The sequence below is a fragment of the Imbroritus primus genome (assembly GCF_964332355.1).
Lineage (GTDB): Bacteria > Pseudomonadota > Gammaproteobacteria > Burkholderiales > Burkholderiaceae > Imbroritus > Imbroritus primus.
On the sequence record NZ_OZ201293.1, the window covers coordinates 1,244,408 to 1,264,143 of the forward strand.

20 protein-coding genes and 1 tRNA gene are annotated in these 19,736 nt (G+C 64.0%); 9 read left to right on the forward strand and 12 right to left on the reverse strand.

Features of this window, described 5'->3' with window-relative positions; genetic code table 11:
- Positions 1 to 137: 137 nt before the first annotated feature.
- From ACQ3C8_RS05725 to ACQ3C8_RS05735, 3 genes are all read right to left on the reverse strand, one after another.
- Entirely contained in the window at positions 138 to 1,106 is a 969-nt protein-coding gene (locus ACQ3C8_RS05725; RefSeq protein WP_428852781.1) for an endo alpha-1,4 polygalactosaminidase, read from the reverse strand.
- Entirely contained in the window at positions 1,094 to 2,176 is a 1,083-nt protein-coding gene (locus tag ACQ3C8_RS05730; RefSeq protein ID WP_428852782.1) for an endo alpha-1,4 polygalactosaminidase, read from the reverse strand. Before ACQ3C8_RS05730 ends, ACQ3C8_RS05725 begins: the two co-directional genes overlap by 13 nt.
- A gap of 205 nt (positions 2,177 to 2,381) precedes the next feature.
- Complete coding sequence (locus tag ACQ3C8_RS05735; RefSeq protein WP_428852783.1) at positions 2,382 to 2,663, reverse strand: DUF1488 domain-containing protein; 282 nt, start codon at positions 2,661 to 2,663, stop codon at positions 2,382 to 2,384.
- 150 nt (positions 2,664 to 2,813) lie between these two features.
- Here ACQ3C8_RS05735 and ACQ3C8_RS05740 point away from each other — a divergent pair, with 150 nt between their 5' ends.
- Positions 2,814 to 3,743 (forward strand): LysR family transcriptional regulator, encoded by a 930-nt coding sequence (locus ACQ3C8_RS05740; protein ID WP_037029851.1) that lies wholly within the window; start codon positions 2,814 to 2,816, stop codon positions 3,741 to 3,743.
- Here the strand turns inward: ACQ3C8_RS05740 and ACQ3C8_RS05745 are convergent.
- The 4 genes from ACQ3C8_RS05745 to ACQ3C8_RS05760 all read right to left on the reverse strand — a co-directional run bounded on the left by ACQ3C8_RS05745 (position 3,727) and on the right by ACQ3C8_RS05760 (position 7,744).
- Positions 3,727 to 4,503: an enoyl-CoA hydratase gene (locus ACQ3C8_RS05745; protein ID WP_428852784.1), complete on the reverse strand. Its 777-nt coding sequence runs from the start codon at positions 4,501 to 4,503 to the stop codon at positions 3,727 to 3,729. The genes ACQ3C8_RS05740 and ACQ3C8_RS05745 overlap by 17 nt on opposite strands.
- Positions 4,504 to 4,511: 8 nt before the next feature.
- On the reverse strand, positions 4,512 to 5,483 hold the full coding sequence (locus ACQ3C8_RS05750) for a Bug family tripartite tricarboxylate transporter substrate binding protein (protein WP_428852785.1): 972 nt from the start codon (positions 5,481 to 5,483) through the stop codon (positions 4,512 to 4,514).
- A gap of 67 nt (positions 5,484 to 5,550) precedes the next feature.
- A complete protein-coding gene (locus ACQ3C8_RS05755; RefSeq protein ID WP_428852786.1) occupies positions 5,551 to 6,699 on the reverse strand; it encodes a CaiB/BaiF CoA transferase family protein in 1,149 nt (382 codons plus the stop codon).
- A 142-nt stretch (positions 6,700 to 6,841) separates the two neighbouring features.
- Positions 6,842 to 7,744: a LysR family transcriptional regulator gene (locus ACQ3C8_RS05760; RefSeq protein ID WP_009522380.1), complete on the reverse strand. Its 903-nt coding sequence runs from the start codon at positions 7,742 to 7,744 to the stop codon at positions 6,842 to 6,844.
- Positions 7,745 to 7,917: 173 nt separating this feature from the next.
- Between ACQ3C8_RS05760 and ACQ3C8_RS05765 the strand changes: the two genes are divergently transcribed.
- The 5 genes from ACQ3C8_RS05765 to ACQ3C8_RS05785 are packed head-to-tail and all read left to right on the forward strand — an operon-like array spanning position 7,918 to position 13,419.
- The gene (locus ACQ3C8_RS05765; protein ID WP_428852787.1) at positions 7,918 to 8,781 is read left to right on the forward strand and encodes an FAS1-like dehydratase domain-containing protein; all 864 of its coding nucleotides are present in this window, start codon (positions 7,918 to 7,920) and stop codon (positions 8,779 to 8,781) included.
- Positions 8,782 to 8,827: 46 nt separating this feature from the next.
- Complete coding sequence (locus ACQ3C8_RS05770; RefSeq protein ID WP_428852788.1) at positions 8,828 to 9,991, forward strand: acyl-CoA dehydrogenase family protein; 1,164 nt, start codon at positions 8,828 to 8,830, stop codon at positions 9,989 to 9,991.
- A gap of 10 nt (positions 9,992 to 10,001) precedes the next feature.
- Entirely contained in the window at positions 10,002 to 11,180 is a 1,179-nt protein-coding gene (locus ACQ3C8_RS05775; protein WP_428852789.1) for a CaiB/BaiF CoA transferase family protein, read from the forward strand.
- Positions 11,181 to 11,218: 38 nt separating this feature from the next.
- Entirely contained in the window at positions 11,219 to 12,613 is a 1,395-nt protein-coding gene (locus tag ACQ3C8_RS05780) for an MmgE/PrpD family protein (RefSeq protein WP_428852790.1), read from the forward strand.
- Positions 12,610 to 13,419, forward strand: a complete 810-nt coding sequence (locus ACQ3C8_RS05785; RefSeq protein ID WP_428852791.1) for an HpcH/HpaI aldolase/citrate lyase family protein — start codon at positions 12,610 to 12,612, stop codon at positions 13,417 to 13,419. The genes ACQ3C8_RS05780 and ACQ3C8_RS05785 overlap by 4 nt, the downstream gene beginning before the upstream one ends.
- A gap of 20 nt (positions 13,420 to 13,439) precedes the next feature.
- Here ACQ3C8_RS05785 and ACQ3C8_RS05790 read toward each other — a convergent pair whose 3' ends face one another.
- Positions 13,440 to 14,021, reverse strand: a complete 582-nt coding sequence (locus tag ACQ3C8_RS05790) for an HD domain-containing protein (protein WP_428852792.1) — start codon at positions 14,019 to 14,021, stop codon at positions 13,440 to 13,442.
- A 420-nt stretch (positions 14,022 to 14,441) separates the two neighbouring features.
- On the opposite strand from ACQ3C8_RS05790, the gene ACQ3C8_RS05795 reads away from it, so the two are divergent.
- A complete protein-coding gene (locus ACQ3C8_RS05795; protein WP_428852793.1) occupies positions 14,442 to 14,678 on the forward strand; it encodes a hypothetical protein in 237 nt (78 codons plus the stop codon).
- 147 nt (positions 14,679 to 14,825) lie between these two features.
- Here ACQ3C8_RS05795 and ACQ3C8_RS05800 read toward each other — a convergent pair.
- From ACQ3C8_RS05800 to ACQ3C8_RS05815, 4 genes are all read right to left on the reverse strand, one after another.
- A tRNA-Val gene (locus tag ACQ3C8_RS05800) sits at positions 14,826 to 14,900 on the reverse strand.
- Between the two features lie 56 nt (positions 14,901 to 14,956).
- Positions 14,957 to 15,703, reverse strand: a complete 747-nt coding sequence (dnaQ, locus tag ACQ3C8_RS05805; RefSeq protein ID WP_428852794.1) for a DNA polymerase III subunit epsilon — start codon at positions 15,701 to 15,703, stop codon at positions 14,957 to 14,959.
- A gap of 31 nt (positions 15,704 to 15,734) precedes the next feature.
- Positions 15,735 to 16,178 carry a ribonuclease HI gene (gene rnhA / locus ACQ3C8_RS05810; RefSeq protein WP_009522400.1) on the reverse strand — a complete coding sequence of 148 codons (444 nt, stop codon included), beginning with the start codon at positions 16,176 to 16,178 and terminating at the stop codon, positions 15,735 to 15,737.
- Entirely contained in the window at positions 16,178 to 17,032 is an 855-nt protein-coding gene (locus ACQ3C8_RS05815; RefSeq protein WP_428852795.1) for a class I SAM-dependent methyltransferase, read from the reverse strand. Before ACQ3C8_RS05815 ends, rnhA begins: the two co-directional genes overlap by 1 nt.
- Positions 17,033 to 17,044: 12 nt before the next feature.
- Between ACQ3C8_RS05815 and gloB the strand changes: the two genes are divergently transcribed.
- Together gloB and ACQ3C8_RS05825 are read left to right on the forward strand one after the other, a co-directional pair.
- On the forward strand, positions 17,045 to 17,848 hold the full coding sequence (gene gloB / locus ACQ3C8_RS05820; RefSeq protein WP_428852796.1) for a hydroxyacylglutathione hydrolase: 804 nt from the start codon (positions 17,045 to 17,047) through the stop codon (positions 17,846 to 17,848).
- Positions 17,849 to 18,039: 191 nt separating this feature from the next.
- The gene (locus ACQ3C8_RS05825) at positions 18,040 to 19,656 is read left to right on the forward strand and encodes a transglycosylase SLT domain-containing protein (protein ID WP_428852797.1); all 1,617 of its coding nucleotides are present in this window, start codon (positions 18,040 to 18,042) and stop codon (positions 19,654 to 19,656) included.
- Positions 19,657 to 19,736 lie beyond the last annotated feature (80 nt).

Sequence of the window (19,736 nt, forward strand, 5' to 3'; positions counted from 1 at the left end):
TGAACATCGCCTTCCGGTCACCGACGTTTGATTGTATGGAGTGACGCATGCGGCAACATATGGGGGATTTCCCGCGCTTTGTTCCGGATTGCGGTCCCCGGCGTCCCGAGGGAGGCCCGGCGATGCGGGGGAGCCGGCTATTCGGCCAGTGGCTGCGGCCAGTCGCAGATGCGCTGCTGTCCGGCGCTGGCATCCGAAACCGCGGGAACATAGCCGCGCGCGCGGCTGCGGGCGGCTGCCTTGCGCGCACGGTCGACGTTTTCGCACTTGCCGACATAATCTAGCGTGCCAATCCAGAAGCGTTGCTCTGGGCGCTCACTGCTCCAGGCCCGCCAGAGCGCGAGTTGGGCATCGGCATCCGCATCGTGCTGCGGGGCAAACACGCTTTCGTGGGCAATACCGTCCAGCAGTGTCGGAAAGGGCACCCCGCCGGCCTGACCCATGCGCGTGACCGGGCCGGCCGTGTTCTGCAGGATGATGGTCAGCTGGGGGTAACGCGCCCGCAGCTTGTACACCAGTTCGAGGCCGCCCCGGCGGCAGGCATCGCCGCATGGGCCATTGTCGGTGCGCACCCCGTGCTCGACGATTTCCATATTGTCGAGATAGAAGCCGTCCACACCTTGCGCCACCAGGCGGGGTGCCAGGTAGTCGAGAACCAGGCGCTGGTGATCGGGGTCGGACGGATCCATCCAGACTTCGTCCGGGTAGCCGTGATAGACGCCACGCTGCGCCCGCCGGTTCGCGCCGCAGCCGGGGATCGCCGTGCCGGTCGTGCGCCAGTAGGTGCGAAAACGTTCGCAGGAGCCGATGTTCAGGTAGCTCAGCACGCGGTTGCGGCCGCCGTCGCGCAGCTGTGCAATCTGTTCCGGGGTGAAGTTGTGCTGCCCCGGGTCGGCGTCGATCACCAGGAGCCGGTAGGTGCGCGCCACCTGTTGCAGATCGAGCTTCGACGCTGCCCCGTAGTAAGTGGTCCACGGGCCGGGCACGTCAATGCCGCGGCTGCGCGCCGTTTCTGCGTGGACGCAGGGCGGGGCGCCCGCCATGAGTAGCCCCAGCAGGGCGGCCGCGGTGCGCATGCGCCGGCCATGCAGCTTTACCAATAACATATGTCCTGCAGGCCGTGGGTCGAGTCCGAAACATACGGCGAAAATCCGCGCGCACTGCTGGTCGCCATCACGCTGTTGGCCGCCGTGCGGTCCGTGCAGTTGCCGACATAGTCGAGCGTTCCTACCCAGAACGCCTGGCCGCCGGGCTTGAAGCCCACGTCACGCCATAGGCCCAGGCGGTTGTCGTTGTAGGCGCTGTAGGTCGGTGCGAACACACCTTCGCCGGCCACGCCGTCGAGCAGCGAGGCAAAGCGCACGCCACCGGTCATGCCTTGCAGGGTAACGTCCTCGAGCGCATTCTGCATGACAATGGTCAGGTCCGGATATTTCTCGCGCAGCTTGCGGATCAGATCGAGCCCGCCTTGCCGGCAGGTTGCGTCGCAAGGGCCGTTCGAGGCCGTGGCGCTGTGCTGGACGATTTCCATATTGTCGAGATAGAAGCCGTCGGCGCCCATGGCGACCAGCCCCGGCGCGACATGCTCGAGAATGAGCTTCTGGTAATCCGCATTGCCAGGGCTCATCCAGACTTCATTGGGAAAGCCCGAGTATGCGCCGCGCTTGGCCGAGGTGTTGGCATTGCAGGAGACGATGCCGGCCGGCGCGGTGCTCCAGTAGGAACGGAACTGCTCGCAGGCGCCGATGTTGAGATAACTGAGCACGCGGTTGTTACCGCCGGCCTTGAGCTGCGTGACCTGCGCAGGGCTGAAGTTGCGCAGGCCCGGATCGAGATCGAGGACCATTAGCCGGAAGGTACTGGCCATGCGCGGCAGATCGGCCGCCCCCGCGGTGTTGTAGTACGCCACCCAAGGTCCGGGTACGGCGATGCCGCGCGGCGAGACTGTCGTCGGGGGCGTGCCGCCGCCGTTCTGACCGCCACCTTGCCCGCCACCGATGTTCGTCGTCCCACCATCCCCGCCACCGCCGCCGCAGGCGGCCAGTGCCGCAAGGCTCAGCGCGGCCAGCCAGCGTCCGGCGTGGCGGGCGCATGTCCGCAGAAAAAGGGCGTATGAGGAATGTGTCGCATGGGGTGCACGAAGGGCATGGGGGGCCAGATGACATGGGGCTGTCATGAATATCATCCTTTAGAGGGGTAAGCCGCCGCCAGTGTGCCAGCAAATCGTTGCCGCGGCGAGTGCGTCCGGGTCATATGGATGCCCGGTGGCGATCAGCAAGGCGGGGAACTTCCGGGCGCGGGCGCAAGGAGGCGGCCCGTATCGTTTCAGGCCGGCCCGAACGAACAGCCGAAGAAGAGCCGTTGTCCGGCTCAGTGACTTTTTAGTGGCACTTCAGGAAGCGCAGCGTCCCGCTGCGCAGTACGATGCAACTCGAGGTGGTGCCAAGCAGCATCCAGCGCGCGGCCGATTCGATCTCGGCGCGGTGTGCCTTGAAGGCATCATGCAGGTCCGTCTCGCGGATCGATTTGGCACCGAAGTGATCCTTCAGCGCCTCGGCACTGATGCGGCACTCGACATGTCGCCCATCCACCATGGCCGGAAAGGCGAGGCGGAGATCGACACCATGATAGACGGGCACCACGCCAGGAAACTCGATATCCATGAGAACCTCGATGGCACAGGTTGACTGCTATCACTGTAGTGCACCGCACGGATTTGGCAAGTTGCACGTGCGGCCGCGCTCCGGAGGCTGGCGGGCGTGGCTGGGGCTCGGTTAAGCTATGCGCCGTACGCCTATCTTCCGGAAGCCGTCTTGCGATACGAACTGACCGACCTGCGCCTGTTCCTGGCGATTGCTGAAGCCCAGAACCTGTCTGCCGGGGCAGCGGCCGTGCACATCACGGCATCCGCCGCCAGCTATCGCCTGAAGAATCTCGAGCAAGCCATGCATACACCGCTGTTCGTACGGGCGGCGCGCGGCATGGAGCTGACGCCAGCCGGTGAAACCTTGCTGGCGCACGTGCGCGAACTGTTCGTCAATATCGAGCGCATGCATGGCGAAGTGGGGCGCTTTTCCGCAGGACTCAAGGGGCATATCCGCCTGCTGGCCAACAGCAGCTCACTGAACGGTTTCGTCACGCGGGCCGTCAGCCGTTTTCTGATTGCCAATCCCGATATCAACATCGAACTCGAGGAGCGCGCCAGTCACACCGTCCTGCCGTCGATCGTGGCGCAGGAAGCGGATGTCGGCATTTGCGCCGGCACGGTCGAGAGTGCCGACATGCGCGTGCTGCGTTATGCCGTCGATGAACTGGTGGTCGTCACGCCGCCGGGACATGCGCTGGCCGGCCCGGATCCGATTCGCTTCGTAGCCGCGCTCGACTGCGATTTCGTGTCGATCAACCGCAGCACCAGCAATTTTCAGTTTCTGCGCGAGACCGCGCAGCGTGCCGGCAAGCATCCCAATGTCCGGCTGCATGCGCACGATTTCGACGCCGTGCTGTCCCTGGTAGCCGATGGCGTGGGCGTGGCGCTGGTCCCGCGCAGCGTGGCGAGCGAGGCGCTGGCGCGGGGCAGTATCGCAGCTGCCAGGCTCGACGAACCGTGGGCGCGGCGAGAACTGCAGCTGATTGCACCGCCGGCTGACCGCCTGCCGGGGTTTACCGAAACATTCATTCAGTTCCTCGTCAACGATCCGCGTGTTGTCGCGACGCGGGGCGATGTGCTCAGCGCTTGCGGTTGAGGAAGGTCTGCATGTGGTGCTGCGGCTCGCCTGTCTCGAAGGCGCTGCCAAATTCCGCCACGCTGTTGCCAATGGATGTTTCGAGCGGCTCGTCTTCCCACTCGCGCAGCAGGCGTTTCTGCTGGCGCATCGCCACCGGCCCGCATTCCGCCAGGATGCCGGCCACACGCCCGACCTCGGCATCGAGTTCGCCCAGTGGCACCACACGGTTGACCAGGCCCCATGAAAGGGCCTCGGCGGCGTCGATGACTTCGCCGGTCAGCAGCATCCAGTTGGCGTGCGACTGGCCGACCAGGCGCGGCAGCAGCGCGGCATGGATCACGGACGGAATACCGACGCGCACCTCGGGCATGCCGAAATGGCCGTTGTCGGCGGCGATCCGCACGTCGCAGGCCAGCGCCAGTTCCAGCCCGCCACCGAGGCACCAGCCCGGCATGCGTGCGATCACCGGCGCAGGAAACAGCCGCAAGGCATCGCACAGGGCCCGCAAGCCGCTGATAAAGGCTTCGCCGCTCGTACGCTGCAGCTGCACCATTTCCTTGATGTCTGCGCCGCCGATGAAACCCTTCTCGCCCGCACCGGCCACGACCAGCACGCGGATGTCGTCGCGGGCGGCCAGCGCCGCCACGGCGGCGCGCAGATCGTCGATGACCGGCGTGCCGAGGATATTGAGCGAGCCTGCGTCACGGATCGTCAGCGTGGCTATGCCACGGCTGTCGACGGCGATGCCGGCATGCTTGAACGTGATGTCCTGCGTCATGGCTGGCCTTACTGCAGTTTGGTGAACTTGATGTCGGTCACGAGTTTCTGCCAATGCTTGTTCTGGCTCTCGATCAGGTCGCCGAAGGCCTTGCGGCTCATCGGAGCAGGGAAGGCGCCCTGCTTCTCGATGGCCGCGGTCACCTCCGGATCGGCCAGCGCCTGGCGCACGGCCTTGTTCAGCGTATCGAGCACCGGGCCAGGCGTGCCAGCCGGCGCACCGAGACCGAACCACGAGGGGTTGTTCATGATCGGCAGACCCATTTCCGCATAGGTCGGCACGTTCGGTAGCGATTTCAGCCGCTGCTTGGCCGCCACGGCCAAGGGGCGGAGGCGCTTGCCTTCGATCAGGCCGGACGACGACGGAATGTTGTCGAACACCACCTGGATCTGGCCAGCGACGGCATCGTTCAACGCCGGGCCGAGACCCTTGTAGGGGACGTGCAGCATCTTGGTGCCGGTGGCATGCATGAACAGCTCGCCGTTCATGTTGCTCAGCCCGCCGTTACCCGAGGAACCGAACGAGTACTTGCCCGGATTGGCCTTCAGCAGCTTGATGAATTCCGGCAGGTCCTTGGCCGGGAAATCGGGGTTCACCACCAGTACGTTCGGCACGTCAGCGAGGTTGCTGATCGGCGCGAAGTCCTTGACCGGATCGTACGGGGTCTTGACGTACACATTCGGGTTCACCGCGTGCGAGCTTTCCACCACCATCACCAGCGTGTAGCCATCAGGCGTCTGCTTGGCCGCGAATGCGCTGCCCACTGCGCCGCCTGCACCGGGGCGGTTATCTACCACGAACGGCTGCTTGAGGATGGTGCTCAGCTTGGTGCTGACGATGCGCGCGACGATGTCGGTGGTGCCGCCGGCCGCATACGGCACGATCAGCTTGACTGGGCGGTCCGGATACTCCGCCTGTGCGGCAGTGGCGAAGCCGGCGAGGGCCAGTGTTGCGACAGTAAGGGCAGCGTACTTGTTCATTGTGTCTCCTGCATCGATCGTTGTATGGGCGGGGGTGACTGTGTGACTAAAAAAGAAAATGGATCACTCATGACCGTTCGCCGAGTAGCGGCGGCGGCTCTAAGCGGGCCTCGGGTGCATCGGCCAGCATGGGGTTGCGTACCATCGGGATGCGCCCGAGTATCGGATGGTCGGCATGCTGGACCAGCCTGCGATGCACGACTTGCGGGTGCGCGAAGACTTCCTCGAGCGTATTGATCGGCCCCCACGGTACGCCGGCGGCATCGAATGCGTCCGTCCAGGCCTGCCGTGTGCGCATGGGGAACACCTCGGCCAGGATGGCGCGCAGGGCCGGCAGGTTTTCGATGCGTGCCGAGTTCAGCGCATAACGCGCGTCGCCGGCCAGCGCTTCCAGTCCGGCCACCTCGCAGAAGCGGGCGAACTGCGTGTCATTGCCGATGGCGAGGATCAGGTAGCCGTCTGCGCAGCGGAAGACTTCATAAGGCGCGCAATTGGGATGGGCGTTGCCGCTGCGTTCCGGATTCTTGCCGGAGATCAGGTAGTTCGCGCCCTGGTTGGCATTCAGTGCAACTGCCGCATCCAGCAGCGCAATGTCAAGATAGGCGCCGGTACCGGTGGCGTGCCGCTGGTACAGCGCGGCGAGCACGGCGGTGGTGGCGTACATGCCGGTGGTCACGTCGATCACCGCCACCCCTGTGCGCAGGGGCCCGGCACCCGGCATGCCATCGGGCTGGCCGGTGTAGCTCATCAGGCCGCCCATGCCCTGGAAGACATAGTCGTAGCCGGGTTTGTCGGCCATCGGGCCAGTCTGGCCGAACCCCGTGATCGAAACATAGACGAGACGTGGATTGAGCGCCCGGAGCGTGTCGTAGTCGAGGCCATAGCGCGCCAGCGTGCCGGCTTTGTAGTTCTCGACCAGTACGTCGGCCTCGGCAGCCAGGCCACGCAGCGTGGCAAGGCCTTCCGGCGTGGAGAAGTCGAGCGTCATGGAGCGCTTGCCGCGATTGCAGCAGATGAAATAGCTCGACATGCGCGCCGAGCCGTCGGGCGATTCGAGGTAGGGTGGGCCCCAGCCACGTGTATCGTCACCGCCCTCGGGGCGCTCGATCTTGGTCACCTCGGCGCCAAGGTCAGCCAGGTTCTGGGTGCACCAGGGACCGGCGAGGATCCGTGACAGGTCCAGGACCTTGATGCCCTGGAGGGCGTTGTGCAGCATGATGTCTCCGCTCGATTCGTTCTGCGGAGCAGTATATGGAGCGGCCCGTGGCGCGACCAGCGCACATTTTCGAAAGCTGCGTTCGTGGATTTTGAACGCTGCGCCGGACCACGCCGGATGGTGCTGAACCGCGCCAGATACCTCAGACAGGCGCCTGGGCGGCCTCGGTCAGGTAGCGGATCAGGGTGTCCGCGAACTGCGGCAGGTTGCCGCCCGGGCGCCGGCACAGGCGCATCTCGCGGCGTGCCCACGTATCGGTCAGCGGTACCATGCGCAGGTCCTTGCGGTTGGCATAGCGCATGGCACAGGAGCGCGGCACGATGGCGATGCCCGCGCCGGCTTCGACCATGCGGCACACGGCATCGAAACTGCCAACGCGTACCCGCAGGCTGATGCGCTTGCCGAGTCCGGCTGCCATGCCGTCGAGAAACGACTGGATGGCGCTGAATTCGTTCAGGCCGACGAAGCGGTGCGCGTCGAGCAGGTCAGCAAAGCGCAGTTTTTTGAAGCTCGGCAATGGGTGATTGATCGAGGCGATGACGATGAGGTCATCGCTACCCAGCAATTGGACCTCCAGCCCCTCGGTGGCGACGCTGCCGGCCACAATGCCGAGGTCGGCGCCGCCGGCATTCAGTGTCGCCACGATTTCCTGCGAGAGCTGTTCTTCCAGCTCGATGTCGACGCCCGGGTTGTCTGTCAGGAAGCGCGACAGCGCATCGGCGAGAAAGGAATGCGTGGCCGTGGTATTGGCCAGCACGCGCAACCGGCCCTTGACGCCTTGCGCAAAAGGTTGCAGATCGGCGTGCAGGCATTCCAGTTCGCGGAACACCTCGCGCGCATGCTGCAACAGCATGTGGCCTGCGGGGGTGAGCTGCACGCCCTTGGCCTGGCGCACCAGCAACTGGGTTTCGAATGCCTCCTCCAGCTGCTTGATGCGATTGCTGGCCGCCGGCAGCGACAGGCAGGCGCGCTCGGCAGCACGTGTCAGGTTTTCGGTGTCCCCTACGTGCAGGAAGAGGCGCAGGTCGGTGAGGTCGTAGTGCATGAAGGCAGGTGCCGGGAAAATGATGAGAGCAACGCCCGAGTGTAGCGGAGTCTCCGTGCCGGCGGAACACAGGGAGACTTCAGCTGCGCGAAACCCGCGCTTTGGCACATGCGAATAGGCAAGACTCGGGGGCGCGGGCATAGTGGCCGCATTCCCGTGCTTTTGGCTGCTTTATGGACCCCACCCACCTGGACCTCACCCACCTGCAACAGTGGATCGGCCGCACCGAGCGGCACGACGACCAGATTACCCTGACCCCGGTGGCAGCCCTTGCGGCCACGCTCGATCGGGATGATCCCGCGCCCCGCGCTGGCGATGCCTTGCCGCCGCTGTGGCATTGGCTCTACTTCCTGCCGCTGCACCGCCAGTCCGAACTGGGCCCGGACGGCCACGCCAGCCGCGGCGGCTTCCTGCCGCCAGTGCCCCTGCCGCGCCGCATGTGGGCCGGCGGGCGGCTGGCATTCCATCGCGCGCCGGCGCTTGGCAGTGCCGTCACACGGACGTCGACCGTGGGTGATGTGCAGGTCAAGTCAGGCCGCAGCGGTACGCTGGCCTTCGTGCTGGTACGCCATGAGGTCGCCGATGCCGAGGGCGTATTGCTGAGCGAGGAGCACGACATCGTGTACCGCGCCCAGCCACAGCCGGGCGACCCCGCGCCCAAGCCGCAGCCGGCGCCTCAGGATGCGCAATGGTCGCGCGAGATCGTGGCCGATGCCACGCTGCTGTTCCGCTATTCGGCCTTGACTTTCAACGGCCATCGCATCCATTACGACTTGCCGTACGTGACGCAGGTCGAGGGCTATCCCGGGCTGGTGGTGCACGGCCCGCTGATCGCCACGCTGCTGGTGGACCTGTTGCGCCGCAACCTGCCGGATGCCACGGTGCGTACCTTTGATTTCAAGGCGGTACGACCGACGTTTACGCCACATGTGTTCCGCGTTAGCGGCGCGCTGGATGAGGATGGCAAGACCGTGCGCCTGTGGGCGCAGGATCACGAAGGCTGGCTCACCATGATGGCGACCGCCACGATCGGCTGACGCCATCCATCAACACATTCTGTTTTGATTGATTCAAGGTAATTTCATGACGCTCGATACCACCGACCAGTTCCAGGACATCCGCGAAGCGGTGCGCGACCTATGTGGCCAGTTCTCCTCCGAATACTTCCGCAAGGTCGACGAGGCCCGCGGCTATCCCGAGGAATTTGTGGATGCGCTGACCAAGGCCGGCTGGCTGGCAGCACTGATTCCGCAGGAGTACGGCGGCTCCGGCCTGGGCCTGACGGAGGCGTCGGTCATCATGGAAGAAATCAACCGTTCCGGCGGCAACTCCGGCGCCTGCCACGGTCAGATGTACAACATGGGCACGCTGTTGCGCCATGGCTCCGAGGCCCAGAAGCAGTTCTACCTGCCGAAGATCGCCAGCGGCGAACTGCGCCTGCAGTCTATGGGCGTGACCGAGCCGACGACCGGCACCGATACCACCAAGATCAAGACCACGGCGGTACGCAAGGGCGATAAATATGTGATCAATGGGCAGAAGGTGTGGATCTCGCGCATCCAGCATTCGGACCTGATGATCCTGCTGGCGCGCACCACGCCGCTGGCCGAGGTGAAGAAGAAATCGGAAGGCATGTCGATCTTCATCGTCGACCTGCGCGATGCGATCGGTCGCGGCATGACGGTGCAGCCGATCCTGAACATGGTCAACCACGAGACCAACGAACTGTTCTTCGATAACCTCGAGGTGCCGGCGGAAAACCTGATCGGTGAGGAAGGCAAGGGCTTCAAGTACATCCTCGACGGCCTCAATGCCGAGCGCACGCTGATTGCCGCCGAATGCATCGGCGATGGCTACTGGTTCATCGACAAGGTGACCAAGTACGTCAACGAACGCGTGGTGTTTGGCCGTCCCATCGGCCAGAACCAAGGTGTGCAGTTTCCCATCGCGCGCGCCTATACCAATATCGAAGCCGCGAACCTCATGCGCTTCAAGGCAGCCGCGCTGTTCGACGCGCAAAAACCGTGCGGCACGGAGGCCAACATGGCCAAGCTACTGGCGGCTGACGCTTCGTGGGAAGCCGCTAACGCCTGCCTGCAGTTCCACGGCGGCTTTGGCTTTGCCGCAGAGTACGATGTCGAGCGCAAGTTCCGCGAGACACGCCTGTACCAGGTTGCACCAATCTCCACCAACCTGATTCTGTCCTACGTCGCCGAGCACGTGCTGGGCATGCCGCGTTCGTTCTGAGGAGATTGCCATGCGCCCGCTCGACGGCATCACTGTCATCACGCTCGAACACGCCATTGCCGCGCCATTCTGTACACGCCAGCTGGCGGACATGGGGGCGCGCGTGATCAAGGTGGAGCGGCCGGGTGTGGGCGATTTCGCCCGGGGCTACGATGATCGCGTCAACGGGCTGGCATCCCATTTCGTCTGGACCAACCGCTCCAAGGAAAGCCTCACGCTTGACGTCAAGCATGCCGAGGCGGGCGACATTCTCGACAGGCTGCTGGGCGAGGTCGACGTACTGGTGCAGAACCTCGCGCCCGGCGCGGCGGCGCGCCTGGGGCTGTCATATGAGGCACTGCGCGCGCGCTATCCCCGGCTGATCGTGTGCGATATCTCCGGCTACGGTAGCGACGGACCTTATCGCGACAAGAAGGCCTATGACCTGCTGATCCAGAGCGAATCGGGTTTCCTGTCCGTGACCGGTACGCCGGAGACGCCAGTGAAGTCGGGATGTTCGATTGCCGATATCGCGGCCGGCATGTACGCCTATACCAATATTCTCGGCGCGCTGATCCAGCGCGGCAAGACCGGGCAGGGTTGCCGTATAGACATCTCGATGCTCGAGTGTATGACCGAGTGGATGAGCTTTCCGCTGTACTACGCCTTCGAGGGCGCTGCGCCGCCGCCGCGTGCCGGTGCCGCGCATGCCACGATCTTTCCATATGGTCCGTTTGTCGCAGGCGATGGCAAGGCAGTGCTGTTGGGCGTGCAGAATGAGCGCGAGTGGGCCGCGTTCTGCACGACGGTGTTGGGCCAGGGCACGCTCGCGAGCGATGCACGCTTTAACAGCAATACCCAGCGCGTGGCACATCAGGCGGAACTGCGCGAACTGATCACGGCGGCATTTGCGGACAAGACTTCGGCCGAGGTCATCGGCCTGCTTGAAGAGGCCAATATCGCCAACGCACGCATGAGTGAGATGCAGGATGTGTGGCAGCATGCGCAACTCGCGGCCCGCCAGCGCTGGACCGAAGTCGCCACGCCGGCCGGCACCGTGCCGGCGCTGCTGCCGCCTGGCGTCGCGCCGGGCGAGCCGGTGCGCATGGATCCCGTGCCTGCGCTCGGCGAACATACCGACAGCATTCTCGCCAGCCTCGGCTACAGCGCAGAGGCAATTGCCACGTTGCGCGCCGGGCACGCCATCTGACATTGGCCTCGAGACGTACGCCAGGAGCATATTCCATCATGACGACCACCCCCAGCCAGACCCTGGCCAGCTTTGCAGCCACACTGACATTCCAGGACATTCCCGAGCCGGTGATCCGCCGTGCCGAAAATCTCTTCGTCGACTGGGTCGGCTCAGCGCTGGCCGGCAAGGGCGCCCGTGCCGTGACTGCCATCGAACGGTTCTGCATGGCCATGGGGCCCGTGCCCGAGCCTACGGGAAGCCATACGGTGCAGGGCGCGGCCGAGATCCTCATGTCGCGCCGCACGACGAGTCCGTACCTGGCGGCGATGATCAACGGCGCCTCGTCGCATTTCATTGAGCAGGACGACGTGCACAACGGTTCCGTGTTCCACCCGGCAGCCGTGGTTTTTCCTGCCGTGCTGTCGGTGGCGCAGGCGACCGGCCGCTCGGGCCGCGACCTGCTGACGGCGGCCGTGGCGGGGTACGAGGTCGGCATCCGCGTGGGCGAATTCCTCGGGCGCTCGCATTACCGCATCTTCCACACCACCGGTACCGCCGGCACGGTGGCAGCAGCGGCCGCGGTTGGCAATCTGTTGCAGCTGACACCGGAACAGATGCTGCATGCTTTTGGTTCGGCTGGTACGCAAGCCAGCGGGCTGTGGGAATTCCTGCGCGACGCCGCGGACTCAAAGCAGCTACATACCGCTAAGGCAGCGGCCGATGGTTTGCTGTCAGCCTATCTTGCGGCGGATGGTTTCACGGGCGCGCGCCAGATTCTCGAAGGTGCGCAGGGCATGGCAGCAGGCATGTCGCAGGACGCTGATCCGGCCAAGCTGACGGACCGCCTTGGCACACGCTGGGCGCTGGCGGAAACCTCCTTCAAGTTCCACGCGTCGTGCCGTCATACCCACCCGGCGGCGGATGCGCTGCTGGCGGTGATGCGCGAGCACGATCTCCGCCATGCCGACATTGCGCGGGTGGTCGCCCGTGTCCACCAGGGCGCCATTGACGTGCTTGGCGCGGTGACGGTGCCGCAGACAGTGCACCAAGGCAAGTTCTCGATGGGCACCGTGCTCGGGCTGATTGCCGTGAAAGGCGTGGCGGGTGTGCGCGAGTTCGAGCAGGATTACCTGCATCCCGAGGTGGCGGCGTTCCGCGACAAGGTCGAGATGGTGCTCGACGAAGAGGTCGATCGCACCTACCCTGCGCGTTGGATCGGCAAGGTCACCGTGCACACCAACGATGGCCGCGTGCTGGATGGGCGTGTCGATGAACCGAAGGGCGACCCGGGCAATACGCTCAGTCGCGAGGAAATCGAGCAGAAGGTGTCGCGCCTTGCGGCATTTTCCGGGGCTGCCTCGGCGTCTGACATGGCGGCGTTCTACGCGTGGGCCTGGCGCCTGGCCGATCATCCGCATGTCGGCCGGCTGTTTTCCGGAGCATCCGCATGAGCGAAGCAGCATTGCCCCGTTCCTACCTGTTCGTCCCCGCCAACCGGCCCGAGCGGCTGGACAAGGCGTTGCAGTCTGGCGCGGATGCCGTCATCGTTGATCTCGAAGATGCCGTGCCGCCCGCCGACAAGTGCGCTGCCAGGGAGAGCCTGCTGGCATGGCTCACCGCTGAGGTATCTGTGCTGGTGCGCGTCAATGGTCCGGATACTGAATGGTTCGAGGACGATATCCGCATTGCCTCCCATCCCGGCGTGGCGGGCATCGTGCTGCCGAAGGCCGAGCGTCCGGCGCATCTGGCGCGTGTTGCCGCGCACTGCCACGAGGCTTGCGGGTTGTATCCCATCGTGGAAACCGCGGGGGCCTTCGAGGATCTTGTGGCGCTGGCCCGCAGCCCGCGCGTCGTACGCCTGATGTTTGGCTCGCTCGACCTGCAGGTCGACCTGGGGGTGACCGAAGCAGCGGGCGATGAGCTGTTGTTCTTCCGCGCGCAGGTCGTGCTGGCTTCACGCCTTGCCAATATCGCGCCACCCGTGGAGGGTGTGACGACCGTGCTTGACGACGCTGAAAGGATCGAGGCCGATACGCGGCGCGGGCGTACGCTGGGATTCAGGAGCAAGTTGTGCATTCATCCGAGGCAGGTGGCCCATGTGCATCGCGGATTCGCCTGGTCCGAGACCGAGCGTGACTGGGCGCGGCGCGTGATGGAGGCTGTCGCGTCGAGCCAGGGTGCAGCGGTTGCCGTGGATGGCAAGATGGTCGATATGCCGGTGATCCGGCAGGCGACGGAGATCCTGCAGGCACGGTAGCCGGATCGCGGTACCACCCATCATGACCTGGAGAAATGGTCGGCCACCCACTGCCGGCATTCCGCCCAGAGCGCCGGCGCGCCACGCTCGATGGCAGGTCCGTAACGGGACATCACCTGCTCGAGCGACACGCCATTCTCGGTCCAGGTGCCGCCGCCGGTGACCACATTCACCAGCAGCGGCTGAAACCGGTCGAGCGCCTTGGCGAACCTGGCATCCTCGGTTTCGGCATCTTCGAACTCCTGCCACAGTGCCAGCAGTTCGGCACCCTGCGGCTGCGGCAGCAAGCCGAACAGCCGCAGGGCGGCCTTGTGTTCGCGTTTCGTCTGTTCTTCCTGCGCATGCCCGCCGTGAATCGGCATATCGCCGACGTCAATCTCGACGATGTCATGCAGCAGGAGCATGCGGATCACGCGATTGGTATCGACCGGTCCGACAGCATATTCATGTAATAGCAGCGCATATATGGCCAGATGCCAGGAGTGCTCCGCGGAGTTTTCCCTGCGACTGCCATCGAGCAGGGGAGACTGGCGGACAATAGATTTCAGTTGGTCGATTTCCTTGAGGAAGCGTAATTGCCGGACGAGGGCGGTCGATTGCATTGGGTTGTATTTGGTGCGAGGAGACACATGGACTATACATGGCGACCTCGGGCGAACACGGGCGGTGGAAGTAGCCGGCAGCGATGCAGGTCAGCGGAACGCGCTTTCAGTGGTGCGTGATGAACTGTTTGTATCCCCTGAAGAGGAGGGGGCTGGTCCGCCGTTCTAATCACATTGGCTGGGGCGTGTGAAAAATATCTCCCGCGCGTATGTTGCCCGGCGCACATTGCCCAGATAGGGCTTGTATCCGGCGGCATGTGACGTACAATGAATACTCTGTTAGTTCTTCGCGCGTGCGCCGGGTTATCAATGTCGGCACGCGTTTCATTGCCTTATCCATGCTTGAGGCTGAACAGCCCAACGCGTCCTCCAAGAGCCGCGACACTTCAAGGGTGGCAGTACCACGTTTTTGGAGTAGTCATGCCTGCGAAATATCTCCCACTCATCGCGGACTACGAGTCCCGTATCGAGCGAGCATTGTCTGAAGGCAATCAGCTCGAAGCATTTCATTTGCTGGATCGGTTGCGTGAGTTGCCGAACATGCCGGAGTTTCCCGCTGCCGTCGCGCCGCGGCTCCAGGAGGTGATGGATCGCTATTGCCGGCCGGAAATCTTGCAAGGACTGGATTCTGCTCCCGCTGCGAGTGAGCCACGATAGTGCGCGGGACATTCCGCGCTGCGCCGGGAGCAGATGCGCGATGTGGCGCCAGAATGCGGGATTGCCTGAAAAACTAGAAAACAAAAAAGCCAGCTTCGTGAGCTGGCTTTGTCGCATGATCTGCGCGTTCCGGTATTGCTGGGCGCTTGGTGGGTGGTACAGGGATTGAACCTGTGACCCCTGCCGTGTGAAGGCAGTGCTCTACCGCTGAGCTAACCACCCGAATGCAGAACAGTTGAAGATTATGGCATGGTCTTGATGTGCTTGTAAAGCCCTGTTCATGCTTTATTTGCGGGATCAGCAGTTGCGCTGCTCTCCTGGGCAGTCGGCGCGGTCCAGACTGTCTTGCCGCCGCTGGCTTTGTCGAGCCCGGCCAGCACCTGGGCATGGGCCTCTGCTTCCGTGTCCGTGGCGCGGCGTACGATCAGATCAAGCGTGGCGAAATCGATGCGGTCCACTGCATCGCCTGGCGTGCTTGAGGAGTCCCGCATGTCGATGACCAGGCTGTTCTGGCCGCGCGTCATGGCCAGGTAGACCTCGGCGAGGATCTCGGCATCCAGCAATGCGCCGTGCAGCGTGCGGTGCGAGTTGCTCACGCCCAGGCGGTCACATAGCGCGTCGAGCGAGTTGCGCTTGCCCGGGAACATCTGGCGCGCTTCGTAGAGCGTGTCGATGACGCCGCCGAGGTGCTCGCGGAAGGGCGGCAGGCCGAGCAGCTTGAACTCCATGTCGAGAAAGCCCAAGTCGAATGGCGCGTTGTGAATGATCGCTTCCGCGTCCTGGACGAAATCGCGGATGTCGTTGGCCACGGCGCTGAATACCGGCTTGTCGGCCAGGAACTCATTGGTAATGCCGTGCACGGCGATTGCGCCGGCGTCGATCTCGCGTTGCGGATTGATATAGAAATGCAGGGTGCGGCCGGTCAGGCGGCGGTTCACCATTTCCACGCAGCCGATTTCGATGACGCGGTCACCGGTGGCGGCATTGAGGCCGGTGGTTTCGGTGTCGAGAATGATTTGTCGCATGAGGGTATCCGGTGCAATGAAGATGAGAAGGTCAGGCCACGCCGGTCAGGCTGGCAACACCCTTGTTGGCCAGGGCGTCGGCGCGCTCGTTGCCGGGATGGCCGTTGTGTCCGCGCACCCAGTGCCATTCGATCTGGTGCGGCCGGGTGAGATCATCAAGGGTTTGCCACAGGTCGGCGTTCTTCACGGGCTTTTTGTCAGCGGTTTTCCAGCCGCGCGCTTTCCATCCGGGTAGCCATTCCTTGATTCCTTTCTGGACGTACTGCGAGTCGGTATACACGGCGATGCGGCAGGGCCGCTTGAGCGCGCGCAGCGCTTCGATCACGGCTGTCAATTCCATGCGGTTGTTGGTCGTGCCAGCTTCACCGCCGAACATTTCCTTTTCGTGATCGCCCGAGACAAGCACGGCTCCCCATCCGCCGGGGCCGGGATTGCCTTTGCAGGCGCCATCGGAATAAATCGTTACGTCTTGCATCAGTCCTTGTGGGTTGAAGGTATAGAGAGTGTAGTGGGCGGCCATGCATCACCTGCTGCTGACCGCACGCGGTGGCGGCTGCTGGGCGAGGCTGGCGCGGCCACTGGCGCAAGCGCACCGGCTGCAGTGTTCTGGAATGCCGGGCCGACCATGCGGATGGCGCGCACGCGCTTGACGGCCGTAATACTATAGATTGCACCGAAGATCGGCCACCACCGGTCACCGGCCTTGTCCATGAAGGCGGTGCGCTGCAGCCACCGCTCGGTGCGGTTGGGTGGGGCATAGCAGCCAAAGCGTCCACGGATGATCTCGAAGCCGAGCAGCTTGAGCCAGTCCTTGAGGCGCTGGAAGCCGATGAACTGGCCGTCGCGCGGCATGAACGGGCGCGCGCCGAGCCGTCGCATCCCCTGGCGCATGCCCCACAGGCTGTACGGATTGAAGCCGGTCAGAACTACCTTGCCCTCGGGCATGAGGATGCGTGATACCTCGCGTAGTACTTCGTGCGCATCATTGCTGAATTCCAGCACATGCGGCATGGCGACGAGATCCACGCTTTGTGCGGCGAACGGTAGTTCGTCAAAGCGGCAGTGTACGGTCTGGCGCGTAGTGCCGACCACGTCATTGCCGGAGATCGCGTTACCATTGGGACTGGCGCTTTCGTCGAGCAACTGCGCGGCAAATGGGATGCGGTTCTCGCGCAGGGCGTCAATGCCGGGCATGCCAAGTTGCAGTGCGTGGTAGCCAAAGATGTCTGCCACGGTGCGGTCGAATTGCGCCTGTTCCCAGTGCAGCATGTATTGCCCGGGTGGCGACGCGAGCCAGGCGTCCCAGTCAGAAAGTCTTCGTTGTGGCATAGGAGGTGTGGTTTGCAGATCGTTCCGATTCAGGCGTTTGACGATAACTATATCTGGGCGGTTCACGATGGCCATGCGGCGGCCATCGTCGACCCGGGCGATGCTGAGCCGGTCCTGCGTTTCCTGAAGGATAACGCTCTGCTGCTTGGCGCTATTGTAATCACTCATCACCACCGCGATCACGTTGGCGGGATCGGCGAGCTGCTCGACTACGCGCCGCGCGTGCGCGGACTCGACGGTGCGCTGCCGGTCATCGGCCCGGCCACCGAGGAGATTCCGCATCGCACGCGTGCCGTCGAGGAAGGGGAGACCGTGGAACTGGCGATGCCAGCACTGACGCTGCGCGTGCTCGAGGTGCCCGGGCATACGCGCGGGCACGTGGCCTATGTGGGCGATGTCGATGGCCCAGTGCTGTTCTGCGGTGACACGATGTTTGCCAGCGGATGCGGCCGGCTGTTCGAAGGTACGCCGGAGCAGATGCTGGCGTCGCTTGACAAGCTGGCGGCGCTGCCTGCCGAGACACGAATGTACTGCGCGCATGAGTACACGCGTTCGAATGTCAGTTTTGCGCGCGCCGCGGAGCCGGAAAACGAAGCGGGGCAACAATGGGAAGCCGAGGTCGCGGCGCTGCGTGCAGCGGGTGAGCCTACGGTGCCGACCACGATTGGCCATGAGCGGGCGGTCAATCCGTTCCTGCGTTCGCGTGAGCCGGGCGTGCGCCGGCATGTGGCGCAGCATGCCGGCGTCAGTAGCGGTGCGTGGTCCGACGCAGATGCATTCGCCGCGCTGCGCGGCTGGAAGGATCATTTCCGCTGATGTCGTGCATGCCGGTGCACGGTTATCGTGTGGCGGCATGCGGGAGCCGGGATGGCGCCGTACCGTCGGATCGTGGGAAGGGGCGCCGTCTGCATCACTCCGGAAGGCGCGTGGAAATGTAAATCCGATTGACGCGGCTGCCCGGGATTTTTACATTAGTGCATTTTTAGCATCCATCCACCGAGGAACTGATGCGAATCATGCAATATCTCGCAGGATTGACAGTCGCGCTGTTGCTGTCGGCCTGCGCCACATCGACCACGGAGCCGGTGCGCGAAGCCACCCGGCCCGCAACGACCCGGCCGGTGTCGAATATTCCTCCCGATCTCGCCACGCCGTTGGTGGATCTGGACCGCGAACAAGTCAGCAACCTGAATGCCCCGGCGTCCAATATCTGGTCACGCATCCGCCGCGGTTTTGCCATGCCCGACCTGGAGTCCGATCTGGTCGAGGACCGTACGCAGTGGTATGCCAAGCGCCCTGACTATATGGAACGCATGGTTGGGCGTTCGAGCCGCTATCTCTATCACATCGTCGAGGAGCTGGAGCGGCGCAACATGCCGACGGAGCTGGCACTGCTGCCTTTCATCGAGAGCGCCTTCAATCCACAGGCGGTGTCGTCGGCCAAAGCCGCCGGCATGTGGCAGTTCATACCCAGCACCGGCAAATCGTTCAACCTGCAGCAGAACATGTTCCGCGACGAGCGGCGCGATGTGCTGGCATCGACTGGCGCGGCGCTCGATTATCTGAGCAAGCTGTATGGCATGTTTGGCGACTGGCAGCTGGCGCTGGCGGCCTACAATTGGGGCGAAGGATCGGTGGCACGGGCCATTGCGCGCAACGAGTCGCGCGGCCTGCCTGGCGACTACCTCAGCCTCAACATGCCGAACGAGACGCGGTACTACGTTCCCAAGCTGCAGGCGGTGAAGAACATCATTGCCAATCCCGAACGCTATGGCGTGGTGCTGCCGGACATTCCGGATCATCCGTACTTCGTGACCGTGACCACGTCGCGCGACATCGATGTAGCGCTGGCTGCCAAGCTGGCAGGCCTGCCGCTCGAGGAATTCAAGGCGCTTAATCCGTCGTTCAACCATCCGGTGATCATCGGGGCGTCGCGGCCGCAGATCCTGCTGCCGTACGACAATGCCGAGACCTTCCAGTACAACCTCAATACCTTCCGGGGCGGCCTGTCGAGCTGGACGGCGGTGACGGTCAACAGCCGGGAGCGGGTCGAGGCGCTGGCGGCACGCCTGAACCTGGACGCGGAAACGATCCGCGAGATCAACCGGATTCCGCGCGGCATGCGCCTGAAGGCCGGCTCGACGGTGGTGGTGCCGAAGTCGGACCGCACGCAGGGCGATATCAGCGCGACCATCGCCGAAAGCGGCACGATGGCTGTGGAGCCGGATGTGCCGGATGCGCGCCGCGTGGTCGTGAAGGCGCGCAAGCGCGATACCGTGGCCGGCCTGGCCAAACGTTATGGCGTGACTGCCGGCCAGGTGCGGCAGTGGAACAAGCTCTCGGGCAATCGGCTTGATGCCGGTGAAAGCGTGGTGTTGATGCTGCCGGTACGCTCAGCCGTGGCGCGCCGTGCCGCGGAGGCGGATCGCGATGAGCCTGTGGCGCGCGGCAAGGCCCGCACGACTGCCAAGGCTGAGGCCAGATCCAGATCGGGCAAAGCGGTCGAGAAACGGTCGGCACGACGCGAGGTGGTTGCGACGCCGCACAATGCGCGTGCCGGCAAAATGGCGGTGAAGAAGGCGTCACCTGTCAAGGCATCCGCCAGCAAGACATCGCGCCGGTAAGAGCGCTGTAAGGATTGCGTCGCACACTCGGTCTCATCCAGAGCGTGTGCCCCCTGTACTGACGTGCAAAGGGCGGCACG

Bases quoted from the DNA above. Each gene is read 5' to 3' on its own strand.
- rnhA (WP_009522400.1), bottom strand. From the start codon at position 16,178: ATGCAAGACGTAACGATTTATTCCGATGGCGCCTGCAAAGGCAATCCC.
- ACQ3C8_RS05790 (WP_428852792.1), bottom strand. From the start codon at position 14,021: ATGCAATCGACCGCCCTCGTCCGGCAATTACGCTTCCTCAAGGAAATC.
- ACQ3C8_RS05750 (WP_428852785.1), bottom strand. From the start codon at position 5,483: ATGAACAAGTACGCTGCCCTTACTGTCGCAACACTGGCCCTCGCCGGC.
- ACQ3C8_RS05725 (WP_428852781.1), bottom strand. From the start codon at position 1,106: ATGTTATTGGTAAAGCTGCATGGCCGGCGCATGCGCACCGCGGCCGCC.
- ACQ3C8_RS05745 (WP_428852784.1), bottom strand. From the start codon at position 4,503: ATGACGCAGGACATCACGTTCAAGCATGCCGGCATCGCCGTCGACAGC.
- ACQ3C8_RS05755 (WP_428852786.1), bottom strand. From the start codon at position 6,699: ATGCTGCACAACGCCCTCCAGGGCATCAAGGTCCTGGACCTGTCACGG.
- ACQ3C8_RS05795 (WP_428852793.1), top strand. From the start codon at position 14,442: ATGCCTGCGAAATATCTCCCACTCATCGCGGACTACGAGTCCCGTATC.
- ACQ3C8_RS05765 (WP_428852787.1), top strand. From the start codon at position 7,918: ATGGACCCCACCCACCTGGACCTCACCCACCTGCAACAGTGGATCGGC.
- ACQ3C8_RS05780 (WP_428852790.1), top strand. From the start codon at position 11,219: ATGACGACCACCCCCAGCCAGACCCTGGCCAGCTTTGCAGCCACACTG.
- ACQ3C8_RS05735 (WP_428852783.1), bottom strand. From the start codon at position 2,663: ATGGATATCGAGTTTCCTGGCGTGGTGCCCGTCTATCATGGTGTCGAT.
- ACQ3C8_RS05760 (WP_009522380.1), bottom strand. From the start codon at position 7,744: ATGCACTACGACCTCACCGACCTGCGCCTCTTCCTGCACGTAGGGGAC.
- ACQ3C8_RS05730 (WP_428852782.1), bottom strand. From the start codon at position 2,176: ATGACAGCCCCATGTCATCTGGCCCCCCATGCCCTTCGTGCACCCCAT.
- ACQ3C8_RS05770 (WP_428852788.1), top strand. From the start codon at position 8,828: ATGACGCTCGATACCACCGACCAGTTCCAGGACATCCGCGAAGCGGTG.
- ACQ3C8_RS05785 (WP_428852791.1), top strand. From the start codon at position 12,610: ATGAGCGAAGCAGCATTGCCCCGTTCCTACCTGTTCGTCCCCGCCAAC.
- dnaQ (WP_428852794.1), bottom strand. From the start codon at position 15,703: ATGCGACAAATCATTCTCGACACCGAAACCACCGGCCTCAATGCCGCC.
- ACQ3C8_RS05775 (WP_428852789.1), top strand. From the start codon at position 10,002: ATGCGCCCGCTCGACGGCATCACTGTCATCACGCTCGAACACGCCATT.
- ACQ3C8_RS05825 (WP_428852797.1), top strand. From the start codon at position 18,040: ATGCGAATCATGCAATATCTCGCAGGATTGACAGTCGCGCTGTTGCTG.
- ACQ3C8_RS05815 (WP_428852795.1), bottom strand. From the start codon at position 17,032: ATGCCACAACGAAGACTTTCTGACTGGGACGCCTGGCTCGCGTCGCCA.